This is a genomic window from Amycolatopsis sp. WAC 04182 (genome assembly GCF_003947465.1).
Lineage (GTDB): Bacteria > Actinomycetota > Actinomycetes > Mycobacteriales > Pseudonocardiaceae > Amycolatopsis.
Window position 1 is genome coordinate 82585 of record NZ_QHJJ01000009.1, and the last position, 17350, is coordinate 99934.

Consider the following 17350-nt stretch of genomic DNA (forward strand, 5'->3'; position numbering starts at 1 on the left):
CTTGCTGCTCACGGTCGACGTCGGCAACACCAACATCGTGCTCGGCCTGTACTCCGGGCAGCGGCTCATCGGTGACTGGCGCATGCGCACCGACGCGCGTATGACCGCCGACGAACTCGCGTTGACCATGCGCGGCCTTCTCGGTTCACACGCGGACGCGGTCACCGGGATCAGCGCGTTGTCCACGGTTCCCGCCGTGCTGCGGGAGCTGCGCGTGATGCTTTCGCGGTATTACGCCAAAGTGCCGAAGATCGTCGTCGAGCCGGGGGTGCGCACCGGTGTGCCGCTCCTGGTCGACAACCCCAAGGAGGTGGGCGCGGACAGGCTGGTGAACACCCTCGCCGCGCACCATCTGCACCCGGACACCGCTTGTGTGGTGGTGGATTTCGGGACTTCGACCAATGTGGACGCCATCTCCGCCAAGGGCGAGTTCCTCGGCGGTGCCTTCGCGCCCGGCATCGAGATCTCGGTCGACGCGCTGGCCGCGCGGGCCGCGGCGCTGCGCAAGGTCGAACTGGTGCCGCCGCGGTCGGTGATCGGGAAGAACACCGTGGAATGCCTGCAATCCGGCATCCTCTACGGTTTCGCCGGCCAGGTCGACGGCCTGGTGAAGCGGATCAAGCGCGAGCTCTCGCCCGCCGGGGCGGATCCGGTCGCGGTGATCGCGACGGGCGGCCTCGCGCCCCTGGTGCTCGGCGAGTCCGAGACGATCACCGAGCACGTCCCAGACTTGACGTTGCTGGGCCTGCGGCTGGTCTACGAGCGCAACCACCGCGTTTAGTCCTCTGAACGCGGTCCTTGCGTGTGCAAGTACCGCATTCAGAGGACTAAACGCGCCGGGAAGCGACCATCAGGACCCGCCGCGTCATGAGGTCCTGGTTCCGCAGCGTCTGCTCGAGGCTCGCCCGCAGCTGAGCCGGATCCTGTCCCGATTCCGCGGCCAGTTCCGCCACGCGCTCGAGCGAAAGCTCCATCGTCCGCCGTTGCCGCGCTCGCCAGTCCGGCGTCTCCTCGTAGGAGAGGACGTCGAATCCCGCCGCTTCCAGCAGCGGCCGATGGTCGGCCACCTGGGGCGGCCGGTTCGCCGGCTGCCCGTCGAAGTCCCAGGTCGTGACGAGCAGACGCCCGCCGGGCACGAGGATCCGCGCGAACTCCGCGCACGCACGCCGCTTGTCGGGCGCGAACAGCAGCGCGTCGACGCTCATCACCGCCTCGAACGACGCGTCGTCCAGGCCGGTGTCCTGGAAATCGCCGACCAGGAACTCGGTCGCTTCGACATCCATCGCTTCCGCGCGTCGCCGCGCCGACGCCAGTGCCGTCTCCGCGATGTCGACGCCGGTGAGCGTCGCGTAGGTCCGCGCGGCGACCCACAGCCCGGGACCGCCGCGCCCGCAGCCGATGTCGGCCAGCCGCCCGCCCGGTTCGAGCCGCGTTTCGGCCGCGATGCGGCGCAGGTCCGTCCGGGTCACGAAGCTGTAGGTGTCCAGTTCGGCGGGGTACTCGTCGCCGTACACCTCGGCCCAGATCCGCGCGGACACCGCCGACGCGGGAGCGCCGAACGTCGTCGTGAACGCCGCCTTCCAGTCGGTCATCGCTTACGCGCCCGGAAGACGGTGGTGGTGATCGGCAGGTCGAATTCCCCCGAGGCGGTTTCCGGGTTCCGGTCGAGGAATTCCCGCGCCGTGCGAAGTTTGGCCTCGCGTTCCTCCGCCGGGGCCACCAGCAGGTGCGAATGGGTGGCGAGAGTCGCCACCATGGTCTCCGCAGTCCTCGGTTGTTTGTGGCCGAACGTCTTCTTCTCGAACGGCTCGAAGGCGTCGTGTCCCGGCAGCGATTCGTAGTCGCTCAGCCAGCGCCTGCTCATCGACGTCTTGATCAGCGTGTTCAACTCCGCCAGCCACTCCGTCGACTCGTCGTCGTGGTTCCACAGCGCGGCGACGACGCCTCCCGGTTTCAGCACCCTGGCCATCTCCGGATACGCCCGGTCGAGGTCGAACCAGTGGACGGCCTGGCCGACGACCACGGCGTCCACGGAACCGCCGGGCAGCGGGATCTCCTCGGCCGTGCCGATGAGCGGGGTCACGGAAGGCAGCGCCTTCTTCAGTTCCGCGAGCATCTGCTCGTCCGGCTCCACCGCGGTGACCTCGACACCCAGCGCGAGCAGCCCTTCGCCGACCTTGCCGGTCCCGGCCGCGAGGTCCAGTACCCGTTCCGGCGCGTGCCGGGCGCCTGCCAGCCCCCAGGCCAGTGCCTTTTCCGGATAATCCGGCCGATGCGCGGCATAGGCGGCGGCCTTGGCGCCGAACGAAGCGGCGCGCCGTGCGTGCAGATCGGGTTCGATGCCAGGAGTGGATGAGTTCACGCGATCCAGGTTAAAGGACAGAAAACCGGCCGGTCCGGACCCGGAAAAGGTAATCCGGTTGGCGTAGGGAACCGGCGGGTTCGTACGCTGTGCGCCATGACTGAAATCCCCGCATCCGAGGGCGTGAGCCCCGACGAAGACCTGCCGGAACAGATGCGGGTGCGCCGGGACAAGCGCGACCGGATAGTCGCGGAGGGTATCGATCCGTATCCGGTAGAGGTGCCCCGGACGCACTCACTGGCCGAAGTCCGCGCGAAGCATTCCGGTCTTCCCGCCGACACCGCCACCGGCGAGATCGTCGGCATCACCGGCCGGGTCATGTACATGCGCAATACCGGCAAACTCTGTTTCGCGAGTCTCCGTGAAGGCGACGGCACCGAGTTGCAGGCGATGCTCAGCCTCGCGAAGGTGGGCGAGGACGCGCTCGCGGCGTGGAAGTCTCATGTCGATCTCGGTGATCACGTATTCGTCTCCGGCGAGGTCATCACCTCCAAGCGCGGTGAGCTTTCCGTGATGGCCGACTCTTGGCGGATCACGTCGAAAGCATTGCGCCCGTTGCCCGTGGCGCACAAAGATCTCGCCGAGGAAACGCGGATCCGGCAGCGTTATGTCGATCTGATCGTGCGTCCCAAGGCGCGGGACGTGGTCCGCACCCGCGCCGGTGTGCTGCGTTCCCTGCGTGACTCGTTTCACGGCAGGGGATTCCTCGAGGTCGAGACCCCGATGCTGCAAACGCTGCACGGCGGCGCGGCGGCAAGGCCATTCGTCACGCATTCGAATGCCTTCGACCTCGACCTCTACTTGAGGATCGCACCGGAGCTGTACCTCAAGCGTTGTGTGGTCGGCGGTATCGAGAAGGTCTTCGAGATCAACCGGAACTTCCGGAACGAGGGCAGCGACTCCTCGCACTCGCCCGAGTTCGCCATGCTCGAGTACTACGAAGCGTATGCGACCTATGACTCCAACGCGGTGATGACGCGCCAGCTCATCCAGGAGGCGGCGCAGAACGTTCTCGGTACTCAGGTGGTCACTCTCGCCGACGGTTCGGAGTACGACCTGTCCGGCGAGTGGACCACACTCGGAATGTACGAGTCGTTGTCCGAGGCGTTGTCGGAAGAGGTCACTCCCGAGACATCGGCGGACAAGCTGCGTTCCTATGCCGAAGCGCGAGAGCTGGAGCTCGACCCAAAGTTAGGCCACGGCAAACTCGTCGAAGAACTTTGGGAACATCTCGTCGGCGATCATCTCCACGAACCTACTTTTGTCCGTGATTTTCCGGTCGAGACATCCCCGCTGACCAGGCAACATCGCAGCAAGCCCGGGGTCGCCGAGAAGTGGGATCTGTACGTGCGCGGATTCGAACTGGCCACCGGATACTCCGAGCTGGTCGATCCCGTGGTGGAGCGTCAGCGGCTGGTGGAACAGGCTCGGCTGGGTGCGCAGGGCGATAGTGAGGCCATGAACCTGGATGAGGATTTCCTCCGTGCGCTGGAGTACGGAATGCCGCCGAGCGGTGGTGTCGGAATGGGGATCGACCGGTTGCTGATGGCGCTGACCGGCCTTGGTATCCGGGAGACCATCCTGTTCCCGCTCGTCCGACCCGAATAACCCGTCCGCGTGACAGATACCTCGATCGTTCTCGTAAACAAGATTTGCGTTATGTCTCGGTAGCGGGTATTAATGTCGCTAGACAAAGTCTTCTGTCCGGGGCATGCCCCGTACCAGATCATTCGTGTAAGCCCCCAGCAGGAGGAAACAGATGGCACAGAAGGTGCTCGTCTCGCTCGTCGACGACCTCGACGGCACCGAGGCTGAAGAGACCGTCGAGTTCGGTTTGGACGGTGTGAGCTACCAGATCGACCTTTCCGCGGAAAACGCGGAAGAGCTTCGTGACGCGCTGGCCCAGTATGTGGAGCACGCCCGTCGCGCGGGTGGCCGTAAGCGCACCGCCATTCGTCCGGTCGCCGGTGTGAAGGCCGCCGCCCGCCCCGCGACCGTGGACCGCGAGCAGAACCAGGCCATTCGCGCCTGGGCCCGCAAGAACGGCTTCCAGGTTTCCGACCGCGGACGTATCCCGTCCGAGGTCGTGGAGGCGTACCACAAGAAGAACTGAGGTCTTTCAGACCTGACGGCCGCCGGGAATCCGTTCCCGGCGGCTTTCTTGTTCTTGTACACGGTTCAAGCGGGCGTACTCGGTGGGCGCCCATCCGGTCACGGAGCGGAAATCCCGGACGAAGTGCGCTTGGTCGCTATAGCCCAGCTCTGTCGCCAGTTCCGCGTAGTCCGGCCGTTCCTCGGCGGCGATCCGTGCCGCCGCTTCGTTCAAGCGGTATACCTGAATCGCCCATTTGGGGGCGGCGCCGACATGTTCGGCGAACAGGCGTTGCAGGCTCCGGTGAGACAGGCCCGTCCGGCTTGACAGCTCGCCGACTCTGGTAATGGCCGGATCGGCCGCGATTGTTTCGACCGCGTCGACGGCCGTCCTGGCCGCGGCGGTGAGCACGGGATCTCCGCCGAGGAGCAGTTCCTCGCACCGGCGGACCATTTCGAAGTCGTCCGTCGCATTCCGTACCGATTCCGTCACCGATCCGGCACCGGGGAAGAGATCGGTGAGCGGAACGGAACCGCCGGAGATCATCGAGACCGGACCGGTGAGGAATGCCCGGAAAGCCCCCGGCCGGAATCGCACGCCGATACCGTGGTCCGTGCCCGCGACGGTGTAGCGGAAAGGTCGTTTCCCCGGGCCGAACGCGCCGGCCGCGTCGCGGAAGAACGTGACGTTCACCGCGAGATTGGGCAGAACCACCTGTTCATGGGACGGACCGCCGCCCAGGTCCCAGCGCAGCACCCAGTGGTGCTCGACGAACGGGCGCAGCGCCGGCGCGGGGCGATGCCGGACGAGGCTGAACTTCGCCTCCCGCGCGTTGACGATCCCCGCCGGGATCCGATGCCCGCTCACCGGACCAACCTAGGCCGTGTCCGGTAAGGCTGTTCGATGGACTTCGTGATCCAGGTGGTTCCTGGCAGTGCGGGCGGTTCGGCCTCGTACCGGGTTGTACTCGGCTGGACCGCCCGTGCTGTCAGGGGCCGCCTGGGCGCGAAGGCCGCGGGCAGACTTGCCGGACACGGCCTAGCTCTGTCGTGTTTCTTCAAGACAGTGCGCCGGGTCTCGTGAACTGATGCCCTCATGTCCGAACACGCTGCCCTGATCGCCCCCGCCGCCGCGGAATTCGCCAGAATCCTGCGCGGGATCGGCGAGTCCGACCTCTCCGCCCGGACCCCGTGCGCCGAATACGACGTCCGCGCGTTGCTGAACCACCTTCTCTACTGGGGTCCTTGGCTCGAAGCCGCCGGGCGCAAGGCGGCACCGCCCGAGGTGTCCTCCGGCGAGGCCGAGGCGGACCTCGTCGGCGGCGAATGGCTCGCCGACATCGAAAAGCGGACCGCGCGCCTCGTGGACGTCTTCGGCGCCCCGGAGGCGTGGCAGGGACAGACCACCTTCGGCGGCAACCCGATGCCCGCGTCGATGGCGGGGTACATGGTGCTGGACGAGTTCGTCTTCCACGGCTGGGACCTCGCGAGGGCGACCGGCGCGGAGTTCGCCGTTGTCCCCGAAGTCGCCGTCGCCGTGTACGCCATCGCGCTGGAGATCGGTGATCAGGCGCGCGCGATGAAGGTGTACGGCGAAGAGGTGCCCGTCGCGGACGGCGCGACACCGTTCGAGCGCGCCTTGGGCGCGACGGGACGTGATCCCGGCTGGACGCCTTAACGAAGTCGCGGGCAGCCGCCGCATTCCGATTCCGCGGGAAGCAGATAGTTGAAGCAGCAGCTTTCGCGGTTTCTCATCCACTCGCGGTGTCCGTCGGCTCCCGTGGTCAGCGTCAGCTTCGACGGCGATGTCAGCGGCGGGAACCGGGCTTCGAGGACCAGAGCGGCGTCCGCGACGCCGGCGCCCTCGGATTCCGGCGTCCCGCCCAGCCGCCCCGCCGACCACAGCGCGTTGTCGAGCGCGTCCGTGGCGGCCGCCCACAACTGCCGTCGCCCGAGCCTCGTCAGCGGCCCGTAGACGTCGATGAACCGGCTCGCGTGGGCGACGAACCTGCCCCGCAGCACCGCCGCCAGTGCCCGCTCGTCCGGGACCACGACGGCCCTCGGATGCGCCGAGCCCGGGTCGGTCGGCAGGCAATGGAAACCGCGGAGATCTGGGTCGAGGACGGCGACCGAGTCGGGATGGGGCCGGTCGGCGCCGATCCGGAACGCCAGCGCGGACGGCGCCAGCGACGGCACGCGGCGTCCGTGGTGGAGCAGCATCGCGCCGGCGAGGGCCGGGACGTGCAGGTACCAGGACACGATCCACTTCGCCGGGGTCCGCTCGGGGATCGCGGTCGCCTCCGGGTACGTCTCGGCCAGCCAGCCGGTGAGCCGCTCCCGCCACCGCACGAGCCGGGCCGGCTCGCCGAGCAGGTCGCCGCAGCGGACCCAGCCCGGCTCCCCGCCCGGCACGTCTCCGCGGAGCCCGGCGTCCTCGGGCATCCTGGAGAGGGAAGCCCGGAGACCGTCCGGCGGGGACGCGAGAGCGTAGTGTCGTGACACACCGGCCTCCCGTCTTTAGGTACGCCTAACCTTACATACGATCCGTGACTACTCCGGACGGGTGTCCATCCACTGGGCGGACCCGTGTTCGCGCTCAGCGGACAACCCTCGTCCGGCGGAATCCGGGCGCGCCTTCGCACGTTGGGCTTGACGTAAAGGTGCAGGGCAACCGGAAGATGAAAGAGCGCACGGCCGGAGAACGGACCGGGCGCGAACGGGCCGCAATCAGCCGTAGTGGTACGCCAGCGCGACCGCATGGCTACTAGAGTGGTCTCACGGTGCTGAATCCATCGCGGTGAAAGCACGATGGAAACGGGCCGCCGTCGCAGCAGTCGAGGGAGTGCACATGTTTGAGAGGTTCACCGACCGCGCGAGGCGGGTGGTCGTCCTGGCCCAAGAAGAAGCCAGGATGCTCAACCACAACTACATCGGCACCGAGCACATCCTCCTGGGTCTGATCCACGAGGGTGAAGGTGTCGCCGCCAAGGCGCTGGAATCGCTGGGCATCGCGCTGGAGGGCGTCCGCCAGCAGGTCGAGGAGATCATCGGCCAGGGGCAGCAGGCCCCGAGCGGGCACATCCCCTTCACCCCGCGGGCCAAGAAGGTGCTTGAGCTGTCCCTGCGCGAAGCGCTGCAGCTCGGCCACAACTACATCGGCACCGAGCACATCCTGCTCGGGCTGATCCGCGAGGGTGAGGGCGTCGCCGCACAGGTGCTCGTCAAGCTCGGCGCGGACCTCAACCGGGTGCGTCAGCAGGTCCTGCAGCTGCTGTCGGGCTACCAGGGTGGCAAGGAGTCGACCGAGACCGGCTCCGGACGCGGTGAAGGCACCCCGTCGTCGTCGCTGGTGCTCGACCAGTTCGGCCGCAACCTGACCGTGCAGGCCCGCGAAGGCAAGCTCGACCCGGTCATCGGCCGGGGCAAAGAGATCGAGCGGGTCATGCAGGTGCTGTCGCGGCGCACCAAGAACAACCCGGTCCTGATCGGTGAGCCCGGCGTCGGCAAGACCGCCGTCGTCGAAGGGCTCGCGCAGAACATCGTCAAGGGCGAGGTGCCCGAGACGCTGAAGGACAAGCAGCTCTACACCCTCGACCTCGGCTCCCTGGTCGCCGGTTCCCGGTACCGCGGTGACTTCGAAGAGCGCCTCAAGAAGGTGCTCAAGGAGATCAAGACCCGCGGCGACATCATCCTGTTCATCGACGAGCTGCACACGCTCGTCGGCGCGGGTGCCGCCGAGGGCGCGATCGACGCCGCGTCGATCCTGAAGCCGATGCTGGCCCGTGGCGAGCTGCAGACGATCGGCGCGACCACGCTCGAGGAGTACCGCAAGTACATCGAGAAGGACGCCGCGCTGGAGCGCCGCTTCCAGCCGATCCAGGTCGGCGAGCCGTCGCTCGAGCACACGATCGAGATCCTGAAGGGTCTCCGTGACCGGTACGAGGCGCACCACCGCGTCTCGATCACCGACGGCGCGCTGGTGCAGGCGGCGACCCTCGCGGACCGCTACATCAACGACCGCTTCCTCCCGGACAAGGCGATCGACCTGATCGACGAGGCCGGCGCCCGGATGCGCATCCGCCGCATGACCGCGCCGCCGGACCTGCGCGAGTTCGACGAGAAGATCGCCGACGTGCGCAGGGACAAGGAGTCCGCGATAGACGCGCAGGACTTCGAGCGCGCCGCCCGCCTCCGCGACGAGGAGAAGACCCTCCTCGGCCAGAAGGGCGAGCGGGAGAAGCAGTGGAAGGACGGCGACCTCGACGTCGTCGCCGAGGTCGACGAGGAGCAGATCGCCGAGGTCCTCGCCAACTGGACCGGTATCCCGGTGTTCAAGCTCACCGAGGAGGAGACCACGCGTCTGCTCCGCATGGAGGACGAGCTGCACAAGCGGATCATCGGCCAGGAGGACGCGGTCAAGGCCGTCTCCCAGGCGATCCGCCGCACCCGTGCCGGCCTGAAGGACCCGAAGCGCCCCTCCGGCTCGTTCATCTTCGCCGGCCCGTCCGGTGTCGGTAAGACCGAGCTGTCCAAGGCGCTCGCGGCGTTCCTGTTCGGCGAGGACGACGCGCTCATCCAGATCGACATGGGCGAGTTCCACGACCGCTACACCGCTTCGCGGCTCTTCGGTGCCCCTCCGGGCTACGTCGGCTACGAAGAGGGCGGCCAGCTGACCGAGAAGGTGCGGCGCAAGCCGTTCTCGGTGGTGCTGTTCGACGAGATCGAGAAGGCCCACCAGGAGATCTACAACACGCTCCTGCAGGTCCTCGAAGACGGCCGTCTCACCGACGGCCAGGGTCGTACGGTCGACTTCAAGAACACCGTGCTCATCTTCACCTCGAACCTGGGTACCTCGGACATCTCCAAGTCCGTCTCGCTCGGGTTCTCGCAGGGGGGCGACACCGCCAACCGGTACGAGAAGATGAAGCAAAAGGTCAACGAGGAAATGAAGAAGCATTTCCGGCCTGAGTTCCTGAACCGGATCGACGACATCATCGTCTTCCACCAGCTGACCAAGGACCAGATCATCCAGATGGTCGATCTGATGATCGCCCGGGTCGAGACGCAGCTCAAGGCCAAGGACATGGAGCTCGAGCTCACGCCCAAGGCCAAGTCGCTGCTCGCCAAGCGCGGCTTCGACCCGGTGCTGGGCGCGCGGCCGCTGCGCCGCACGATCCAGCGCGAGATCGAGGACCAGCTGTCGGAGAAGATCCTGTTCGGCGAGGTCCAGGCCGGCCAGATCATCCTGGTCGACGTCGAAGGCTGGAACGACGAAGAGGGCGAGAAGGACGACAAGGCGCACTTCGTCTTCCGCGGCGAAGCCCGGCCCTCGTCGGTTCCGGACGCCCCGCCGGTGAGCATCGGCGCCGGCTCGACCGAAGAGAACGGTGAAGCCGAGGGCGAGTAAGTCCCTTTCGGTTCCGGAAGTGCCCGTCGCGGTTCGCCGCGGCGGGCACTTTCGCGTGTTCGCCCTGCGATCACGCGAGTTACGCGCCCAAGCACGTGAGTTGCGCGCTCAATCACGCGAGTTACGTCTCCAGCCACGCGAGGTACTTCTTTCCGCACAGGGAGCCTGCGTGCGTGGAGGGCGAACTCGCGTGATCAGGCGCGTGACTCGCGTGATTGAGGGCGTAACTCGCGTGATCAGAGGCGGAACTCGCGTGATCGGGGGGCGTGAGACGATGCCTTCGGGTCCGGGAGGGGGTCAGGTGGACGTTCTGGCGATCGATTTCGGCACCTCCAGCACGGTGGGGGTGCTGTCGATCCACGGCAGGGGGGCGCAGGTCGTCGAGATCGACGGGTCGGTGACGATGTCGTCCGCGATCTACGTCGACAAGGACGGCACGGTCTTCGTCGGTCGTGACGCCGAACGCCGGGCGCGGCTGGATCCGAGCCGGTTCGAGGCGAATCCGAAGCGGCGCATCGACGAGGGCGCCCTCCAGCTCGGTGACGTCTCGCTTCCCATCGCCGACGCCTTCGCCGCGGTCCTGCGCCGGGTCGGCGAAGAGGCCGAGCTGCTCCTGCAGCGTCCGCCCGCCCAGGTGCGCATCTCGCATCCCGCGGGCTGGGGCCCGGATCGCAAGCAGATCCTCCGCGACGCGGCGCTCAAGGCCGGTTTCGTTACGACGACGCTCATTCCCGAGCCGGTCGCCGCCGCAGCGCATTACGCCTCCCTCGGCAACGGTCACCGGCCGCCCGGTCCGATCGCGGTGTACGACCTCGGGGCGGGCACCTTCGACTGCGCGGTGGTCGGTGTCAGCGCGCAGGGGTTCGCCGTGCTGGCCGAGGACGGGCTGCCCGATCTCGGCAGTCTCGACATCGACCAGGCGCTGCTGGTGCACATCGGCCGCGAGGTTTCGCATTCCGAACCCGCGCGCTGGCAACGGATCCTGCGCCCGCAGTCGGTCAGCGACCGCCGGACGCGCCGGTCGTTGCTGCAGGACGTCCGTGACGCCAAGGAAAGCCTGTCCCGCCACCAGCAGACCGAGATCCCGATGCCGGAGCCGTTCGGCGACGTGCGGGTGACGCGGATGGAGCTCGAGGCGCTCGTCCGGCCGAGTTTCCTGCGCAGTGCCGAGCTTCTGGCCACCACGATCCGCCGTGCCGGGCTGTCCCCGGACCGCCTCGGTGGCGTCTACCTCGTGGGCGGGCCGAGCCGGATGCCGTTGCTGGCGAGCCTGCTGGCGAATCAGCTCAGGATCGCGCCGACGACGCAGGACCAGCCGGAGACGGCGGTCGCGTTCGGGCTGCTCCACGTGCCCGCCGGTGGCGAGGATACGCAGCTGACGGTGCCCGCCTTCGCGCCCGTCGCGCCGCCGGTGCGGCAGCAGCAGCCGGTGCACCAACAACCGCCGCCGCGCCGCCCGCAGCCTCCGCGCTGGACGCCGCCTCCGCCACCGCCGGGCCGGAACTGGCAGAAGCCCACGGCCTACGGCGTCATCGTGCTCGCTCTCGCGGCGATCGTGACGACGGTCGTCCTGCTCAGCGGCGGCGGGGAGGAGCCGGTCGCCGGACCGGCGCCGTCGAAACCGGTCAGCTGCGATCAGCCGGGGCAGAAGGACACGCAGGGGTTCACGGACTGTCTCCGCCGGATCGCCGCCGTCATCCCGCAGCGGGACGACTGCCGGGACGCGCCGGACGCCGCCGCCACGGTGGGTGCGGCGTCGGCGGTCACCTGCGTCTTCAAGGACGACAAGGGGTCGAACGCGATCAACTACTACCAGGGCATCGCGATGACCGGCCTGGAGGACGGCGTTCGGCAGCGCATGACCAAGGGCAAGCCCGTGGAGGGAACCTGGGCGGCCGACGGGCTGCGGGGGCGCTACTTGGCGGGCGTGGGCGCGCGAAGCGGCATCGTGCTCTTCGGGACCGAAGACGCGCCGTTGAGCGCGATGCTCGTCTCGACCCGCAGCGACGGCTCCGCGCGGACGACCGCGGAGATGGTCGAGTTCTTCACGGCGCAGCTCAAGCCTTGATCAGTGCAGGGTTCCCGCCGGGGTCGAAAGATCCTCGGTCACCGACAGCGCGGTCTCCACGATGATCTCCAGCGCCTCGGCGGCGCGGTGCACGGCCAGGCTCGGCGCGGTCGTCCGCGCGGCCTGCTCCGGCGTGTACGGCACGTGCACGAAACCGCCGCGCACTCCGGGAAAGTCGTTGTCCAGCAAGTGCATCAGCCCGTAGAAGACCTGGTTGCACACGTAGGTCCCGGCGGTGTGCGAGACGGACGCCGGAAGCCCCGCGGCCTTGATCCCCGTGACACAGGCCTTCACCGGCAGCGTGGTGAAGTACGCGTTGGGCCCGCCGGGGATCACCGGGACGTCGACGGGCTGCGAGCCGGCGTTGTCCGGGATACGGGCGTCGATCAGGTTGATCGCGACCCGCTCCGGGGTGACATCGGGACGACCGCCCGCCTGCCCGACGCAGATCACCAGTTCCGGCCGGTATTCGTCGATCGCGTCGCGCAAGGTGACCAGCGAACGCGAGAACACGCACGGCAGTTCGACGGCGACGGTGTCGTGCCGACGGCCGGTGAGCAGGGAAACCGCCTGCCACGACGGGTTCACCCGCTCACCGCCGAACGGTTCGAAACCGGTGAGGAGCACTGACGTCATGCCCTCACCCTAACGTGTGACGCCGGTCAGGCGGCCGGCTTGAGGTCCCCCGGGTAGAGGAACTCGGGCGCCGGTTTGGTGTTGCCGTAGAACCACGCGTCGAAGAAACCCTGGAGGTTCTTGTGCGCGACGCGTTCGGCGAATTTCTGGAATTCCGGCAGGCTCGCGTTGCCGTCGCGGTGGAGGGCGGGCCACGTCTTCAGGATGCGGTCGAACGGCGCCGCGCCGATGTAGTTCTTCAGCGCGTGCAGCGCCACCGGGCCCTTCGAGTACACGTAGGTGAACTCGTTGCCGGGCCCCATGTCGTACAGCTTCCCGGCCCAGAAACGGTCCGTCGCCTTCTGCACGGCGGTCAGGTAACGCGCCTTGAGGTCCTGCCCCGACTTCGCCTCGGACCACAGCCATTCCGCGTACGAGGCGAAGCATTCGTTGAGGCAGACGTCCTTCCACTTGTCGACGGCGACCGAGTCGCCCCACCACTGGTGGGCGTTCTCGTGCACGATCGTCGGGACGTTGCCCGCCGCGCCCGAGTAGATCGGCCTGCTCAGCGTCTCCAGCGAGAACCCGATCGGCTCGGCGAGGAAGATGCCGCCCGCCGCGTCCACCGGGTAGCGTCCGAACTTCGACGCCAGGAAGTCGATGATCTCCGGCAGCCGCGCCTCGGCCTGCTTGGTCGCCGCGGGGGTGCCCGGGGCGTAGGCGTTGACGACCGGGGTGCCGTCGGACAGCTTCGTCCGCTCGAACTCCCATTTGTCGATCGCGACCGTCGTCATGTACGGCACGGCCGGGGTCTCTTCGGCCCAGACGTAGGTGGTGTTCTTCCCCGAAGCGAACTTCCCGCGCTCGCGGCCGTTCGAGATGACGCCCCATTCCGACGGCACGGTGACGGCGAGGTGGAAGGTCGCCTTGTCCCGCGGGGTGTCGTTGACCGGGTACCAGGTGGTCGCGGACCTCGGCTCGCCCGCGACGAACGCACCGCCGGATTTCGCGTACTGCCAGCCGTTCTCACCCAACGCCGGATCCTCGATCGGCTGCGGGACACCGTGGTAGGCGATCTCGGCGGTGAACCGCTCGTGGTTCCGCAGCGGACGCGCCGGGGTGATGACGAGTTCGTGGTCGCCGGTCCGGGTGAAGGTCGCCTTCCGCCCGCCGACCTTGACCGAGTCGACGGTCAGCCCGTGCAGGTCGAGGTTGAACGAACTCAGCGCCTGGGTGGCGCGGCCGGTGATCGTCTGGAGGCCGGTGAGCTGCTTGGTGGCGGGCTCGTAGCCGATTTTCAGGTCGTAGTCGGCGACGTCGTAGCCGCCGTTGCCGTCCTGCGGGTAGTAGCTGTCGCCCGCCCCGTCGGCGCCGGGTTTCCCGGTGCCGGCGAGGGCGGTCCCGCCGCCGAGGACACTCGCGGCCAGAACGGCGGCGATGACGGCCGTACTCCGGTACCTCATTCACACTCCCAGTCGATCGGCTGTGACTCGATCACGAACGTAGCGCCGTGACCTGGGCCGTCCGCCCGGAAAGATCCTTCGTGCCCGGATAATCCCCACTTCCGTCGCCTGGTCGGTATCCGTTTGCGGCTTCTGGAAAGCTGGGGGTCGTGCGTGTGACGCTGCTGGGCCCGGTCGGAGCGGAGGCCGGTGACGGCACCCCGGTCGACATCGGCGGTGCCCGTCTCCGCATGCTCCTGGCCAGGCTCGCGCTGGACCCCGGCCATGCCGTCCCGGCGGCGGCCCTCATCGACGGGCTTTGGGGCGCGGAGCCACCCGCCGACGCGGCGAACGCGCTGCAGTCCCTGGTCTCGCGGTTGCGCAAGGTCCTGCGTGCCGAAGACGTCGCCCTCGACTCCGGGCCGGGCGGTTACCGCCTCGACATCGCCCGCGAGGACGTCGACGTGGTCCGCTTCGAACGGCTGGCGGCCGAGGGGCGCGCGGAACTGGCGGCCGGACGGGACGCCGGTGCGGCCACGATTCTCGCCGAAGCGCTCGGCCTCTGGCGTGGTCAGGCCCTGTCCGACGTGCTCGACGCCCCTTTCGCGCAGGCGCCGGCGACCCGGCTGGAGGATCTGCGCCTGGAAGCCGCCGAAGACCGTTTCGAGGCGGAGATCCGGCTGGGCGGGCACGACCGGGTGCTCGCGGATCTCAAGGAGGCGGCCACGCGGCACCCGCTGCGTGAACGACTCGCGGGGCTGTGGATCCGGGCGCTGTGCGCGGCGGACCGGCAGTCCGACGCCCTCGCCGTCTACGAGGAGGTCCGGGCGGCGCTGGCCGATCAGCTCGGCGTCGACCCGTCGGCCGAACTCCGGGAGATCCATCTCGCCGCGTTGCGCGGTGAACTCGGCCCGCCGCCCGCGGCCGCCGATCATCTCCCGGTCCGGCTCACCAGTTTCGTCGGCCGTGACGACGAGCTGAAGCTGATCGCCGAACTTCTCGCGGGCGCGCGGCTGGTGACGCTCGTCGGGCCCGGCGGCGCCGGGAAGACGCGGCTGGCCACCGAGGTCGCGACGCGGCATCCGGCGCACGCGCGCGGACGTGTCTGGTTCGTGCCGCTCGCCGGCGTCCGCGACCCGGGTGACCTGCCCGGCGCGGTCTTCGCCGCGCTGGAGCTGTGGGATCTCGGTCTTTCGCACGGTGGGGATCCGATGCGCCGCCCGGTGGACGCGCTGGCCAGGGCGGTGGAGACGCTCGGCGCCGGTGAATCGGTGCTGGTGCTGGACAACTGCGAGCATCTGGTCGACGCGGCCGCGGAGCTGGCGAACACCCTGCTGCGCCGCGTGCCGACGCTGCGCGTCCTCGCGACGAGCCGTGAGGCGCTGGCCATCGACGGCGAGACGCTGTGCCCGCTCGGTCCGCTGTCCGTCCCGGAAGGCACGCCGACCGTTTCCCAAGCCGCCGAGGCGGGCGCGATCCGGCTGTTCGTCGACCGGGCGGTGGCCGTCCGCCCGGACTTCGTGCTCGACGAGTCCACTGTGGACGACGTCGCGCAGATCTGCCGCAGGCTGGACGGGATGCCGCTGGCGCTGGAATTGGCCGCCGCGAGGCTGCGGTCGATGACCGTCGCGCAGATCTCGCGGCGCCTCGACGACCGGTTCCGCCTGCTGACGTCCGGCAGCCGGACCGCGTTGCCGAGGCAGCGCACGCTGCGGGCCGTCGTCGAGTGGAGCTGGGACCTGCTCGACGACGCCGAACGCGTGCTCGCCAGGCGGCTTTCGGTCTTCGGGGCGGGTGCCGAGGTGGAGGCGGTCGAAAGCGTCTGCGCCGGTGACGGCCTGCCCGCCGAAGACGCCCTGTACGTCCTGGGCTCGCTCGTCGAAAAGTCCATTGTGGACGCGATGGCCGGTGACCACGGCGAGCCGCGATACCGCATGCTGGAGACCATCCGGGCGTACGCGGCGGAACGGCTCGACGAAGCCCAAGAGCGAGAACAGCTCACCAAGGCTTATCACCGCTACTACGCCGAACTCGCCGAACGGCTGGAGCCGATGCTGCGGACGGCGGATCAGCTCGTCGCCATCTCACGGTACGACGCGGAGCACGGCAACATCGTGACGGCGCTTCGCCAGGCCATCGACGCGGGTGACGCGGAAATGGCGACGCGCCTGTTCGGCAACACCTTCTGGTACTGGCTGGTCAAGGGCGACAGCGACCGGGTCGAGTCCTTCGTCGCCGAAGTGCTCGGTTTCGGTGACCGGCTGGAGGAGGACTTCGCCGCCGCGTTCCGGGCGATGGGTGAGATCACCTCGATGGTGCCGGGCGCCGGTGACCGCGAAGCCGTGCGGGAACTCATCGACGAATGCGTGCGGACCAACGCGCACACCCGGTTCGCCGGGCTGGCGATCGGCCTGCCCATGCTGGCCTTCTTCAGCCAGAACAAGGAACTCGCGCATCGCGAGGTCGAGCGGGCGCTGGCGAGCCCGGATCCGTGGGCCAGGTCCGCGGGTTCGTGGGCATACAGCTTCATCCTCGCCGACGACGGCGACCCCGAGGGCGCCGACAGGGCGCGGGACCAGGCCTACGAGGGGTTCACGGCCGTGGGCGACCGCTGGGGCACCGCGATGGCCGTGGGCATGAAGGCGAGCGACATCTCGATGTCGGGCGATCACGACGCCGCGCTCGCGCTGTACCGGCGGGGGCTCGCCCTCGCGCTCGAACTGGGGTCGCAGGACGACGTGATCCAGCAGCGCTGGCGGCTCGCGACGGAGTACGCGCGGGCCGGTGACGTCGAGACGGCGATGCGCGAGATGCGCGACGCGGAGCGCTACGCGATCGACACGGGCAACGACCAGCTCGCGGTGATGGTGCTGGTGGGCAAGGCCGATCTGCTCTGCCGCGCCGGACGCGTCGACGAGGCGCGCGCGGTCGGCGTCCGGTTCCGGGAGCTGATGGCGACGGTGCCGATGCCGGGCATGTTCGGCGACGAGTACGGCGGGTACATCGACACGGAGATCGCGCTGGCCGCCGGGGATCTGGACGGGGCCGAGCGCGGTGCCGCGGTGGTCGTGAAGTCCACCGCGGAACGCGGCGACATGCCCGATCTCGGCCGGATCGTCGAGGTTTGCGGCCTGATCCGGTTCCGGCAGGGGCGGCCGGAGGCGGCTGTCCGGCTGCTCGGCGCGGCGAAACTGCTGCGCGGCAGGCTGGACCTCGGAGAACCCGGTATCCGGCAGCTCGCCGACGATCTTCGCGAGCATTTCGGCGAGGAGCGTTACGAAGAGCTCCTCGTCCAGGACGCCGGCCTGTCGCGTCCGGACCTGGTGGCCTGGATCCGTCAGGAAGCGGGCACATGAAGAAGGGCT

The 17350-nt window shown here is 68.7% G+C and carries 13 protein-coding genes; 7 read left to right on the plus strand and 6 right to left on the minus strand.

Going from position 1 to position 17350, the window contains the following annotated elements:
• Position 1: 1 nt before the first annotated feature.
• The gene (locus tag DMH01_RS37770; protein ID WP_125683509.1) at positions 2 to 781 is read left to right on the plus strand and encodes a type III pantothenate kinase; all 780 of its coding nucleotides are present in this window, start codon (positions 2 to 4) and stop codon (positions 779 to 781) included.
• A gap of 46 nt (positions 782 to 827) precedes the next feature.
• Here the strand turns inward: DMH01_RS37770 and DMH01_RS37775 are convergent, their stop codons facing one another.
• Positions 828 to 1592 carry a class I SAM-dependent methyltransferase gene (locus DMH01_RS37775; protein WP_125683511.1) on the minus strand — a complete coding sequence of 255 codons (765 nt, stop codon included), beginning with the start codon at positions 1590 to 1592 and terminating at the stop codon, positions 828 to 830.
• Positions 1589 to 2362 carry a class I SAM-dependent methyltransferase gene (locus DMH01_RS37780; RefSeq protein ID WP_125683513.1) on the minus strand — a complete coding sequence of 258 codons (774 nt, stop codon included), beginning with the start codon at positions 2360 to 2362 and terminating at the stop codon, positions 1589 to 1591. Before DMH01_RS37780 ends, DMH01_RS37775 begins: the two co-directional genes overlap by 4 nt.
• A gap of 96 nt (positions 2363 to 2458) precedes the next feature.
• On the opposite strand from DMH01_RS37780, the gene lysS reads away from it, so the two are divergent.
• A complete protein-coding gene (lysS, locus tag DMH01_RS37785; protein ID WP_125683514.1) occupies positions 2459 to 3970 on the plus strand; it encodes a lysine--tRNA ligase in 1512 nt (503 codons plus the stop codon).
• 151 nt (positions 3971 to 4121) lie between these two features.
• Positions 4122 to 4475 carry an Lsr2 family protein gene (locus DMH01_RS37790; protein WP_005165380.1) on the plus strand — a complete coding sequence of 118 codons (354 nt, stop codon included), beginning with the start codon at positions 4122 to 4124 and terminating at the stop codon, positions 4473 to 4475.
• 6 nt (positions 4476 to 4481) lie between these two features.
• Here DMH01_RS37790 and DMH01_RS37795 read toward each other — a convergent pair whose 3' ends face one another.
• The gene (locus DMH01_RS37795; RefSeq protein WP_125683516.1) at positions 4482 to 5321 is read right to left on the minus strand and encodes an AraC family transcriptional regulator; all 840 of its coding nucleotides are present in this window, start codon (positions 5319 to 5321) and stop codon (positions 4482 to 4484) included.
• Between the two features lie 228 nt (positions 5322 to 5549).
• Here DMH01_RS37795 and DMH01_RS37800 point away from each other — a divergent pair, with 228 nt between their 5' ends.
• Positions 5550 to 6131: a TIGR03086 family metal-binding protein gene (locus tag DMH01_RS37800; protein WP_125683518.1), complete on the plus strand. Its 582-nt coding sequence runs from the start codon at positions 5550 to 5552 to the stop codon at positions 6129 to 6131.
• On the opposite strand, the gene DMH01_RS37805 is transcribed toward DMH01_RS37800, so the two are convergent.
• The gene (locus DMH01_RS37805) at positions 6128 to 6895 is read right to left on the minus strand and encodes a (2Fe-2S)-binding protein (protein ID WP_199745794.1); all 768 of its coding nucleotides are present in this window, start codon (positions 6893 to 6895) and stop codon (positions 6128 to 6130) included. The two genes, DMH01_RS37800 and DMH01_RS37805, sit on opposite strands and share 4 nt — an antisense overlap.
• Before the next feature lie 406 nt (positions 6896 to 7301).
• Here DMH01_RS37805 and DMH01_RS37810 point away from each other — a divergent pair, with 406 nt between their 5' ends.
• On the plus strand, positions 7302 to 9860 hold the full coding sequence (locus tag DMH01_RS37810) for an ATP-dependent Clp protease ATP-binding subunit (RefSeq protein ID WP_125683522.1): 2559 nt from the start codon (positions 7302 to 7304) through the stop codon (positions 9858 to 9860).
• Positions 9861 to 10161: 301 nt separating this feature from the next.
• Positions 10162 to 11928, plus strand: a complete 1767-nt coding sequence (locus DMH01_RS37815) for an Hsp70 family protein (protein ID WP_125683524.1) — start codon at positions 10162 to 10164, stop codon at positions 11926 to 11928.
• Here DMH01_RS37815 and pcp read toward each other — a convergent pair whose 3' ends face one another.
• Positions 11929 to 12564, minus strand: a complete 636-nt coding sequence (gene pcp / locus DMH01_RS37820; protein WP_034310097.1) for a pyroglutamyl-peptidase I — start codon at positions 12562 to 12564, stop codon at positions 11929 to 11931.
• A gap of 26 nt (positions 12565 to 12590) precedes the next feature.
• The gene (locus DMH01_RS37825) at positions 12591 to 14006 is read right to left on the minus strand and encodes a M1 family metallopeptidase (protein WP_125683526.1); all 1416 of its coding nucleotides are present in this window, start codon (positions 14004 to 14006) and stop codon (positions 12591 to 12593) included.
• Positions 14007 to 14155: 149 nt separating this feature from the next.
• Here DMH01_RS37825 and DMH01_RS37830 point away from each other — a divergent pair, with 149 nt between their 5' ends.
• Positions 14156 to 17341, plus strand: a complete 3186-nt coding sequence (locus tag DMH01_RS37830) for a BTAD domain-containing putative transcriptional regulator (protein WP_125683529.1) — start codon at positions 14156 to 14158, stop codon at positions 17339 to 17341.
• The last annotated feature ends 9 nt before the right edge of the window (positions 17342 to 17350 follow it).

Bases quoted from the DNA above. Each gene is read 5' to 3' on its own strand.
- DMH01_RS37775 (WP_125683511.1), bottom strand. From the start codon at position 1,592: ATGACCGACTGGAAGGCGGCGTTCACGACGACGTTCGGCGCTCCCGCG.
- lysS (WP_125683514.1), top strand. From the start codon at position 2,459: ATGACTGAAATCCCCGCATCCGAGGGCGTGAGCCCCGACGAAGACCTG.
- DMH01_RS37790 (WP_005165380.1), top strand. From the start codon at position 4,122: ATGGCACAGAAGGTGCTCGTCTCGCTCGTCGACGACCTCGACGGCACC.
- DMH01_RS37800 (WP_125683518.1), top strand. From the start codon at position 5,550: ATGTCCGAACACGCTGCCCTGATCGCCCCCGCCGCCGCGGAATTCGCC.
- DMH01_RS37805 (WP_199745794.1), bottom strand. From the start codon at position 6,895: ATGCCCGAGGACGCCGGGCTCCGCGGAGACGTGCCGGGCGGGGAGCCG.
- DMH01_RS37810 (WP_125683522.1), top strand. From the start codon at position 7,302: ATGTTTGAGAGGTTCACCGACCGCGCGAGGCGGGTGGTCGTCCTGGCC.
- pcp (WP_034310097.1), bottom strand. From the start codon at position 12,564: ATGACGTCAGTGCTCCTCACCGGTTTCGAACCGTTCGGCGGTGAGCGG.
- DMH01_RS37825 (WP_125683526.1), bottom strand. From the start codon at position 14,006: ATGAGGTACCGGAGTACGGCCGTCATCGCCGCCGTTCTGGCCGCGAGT.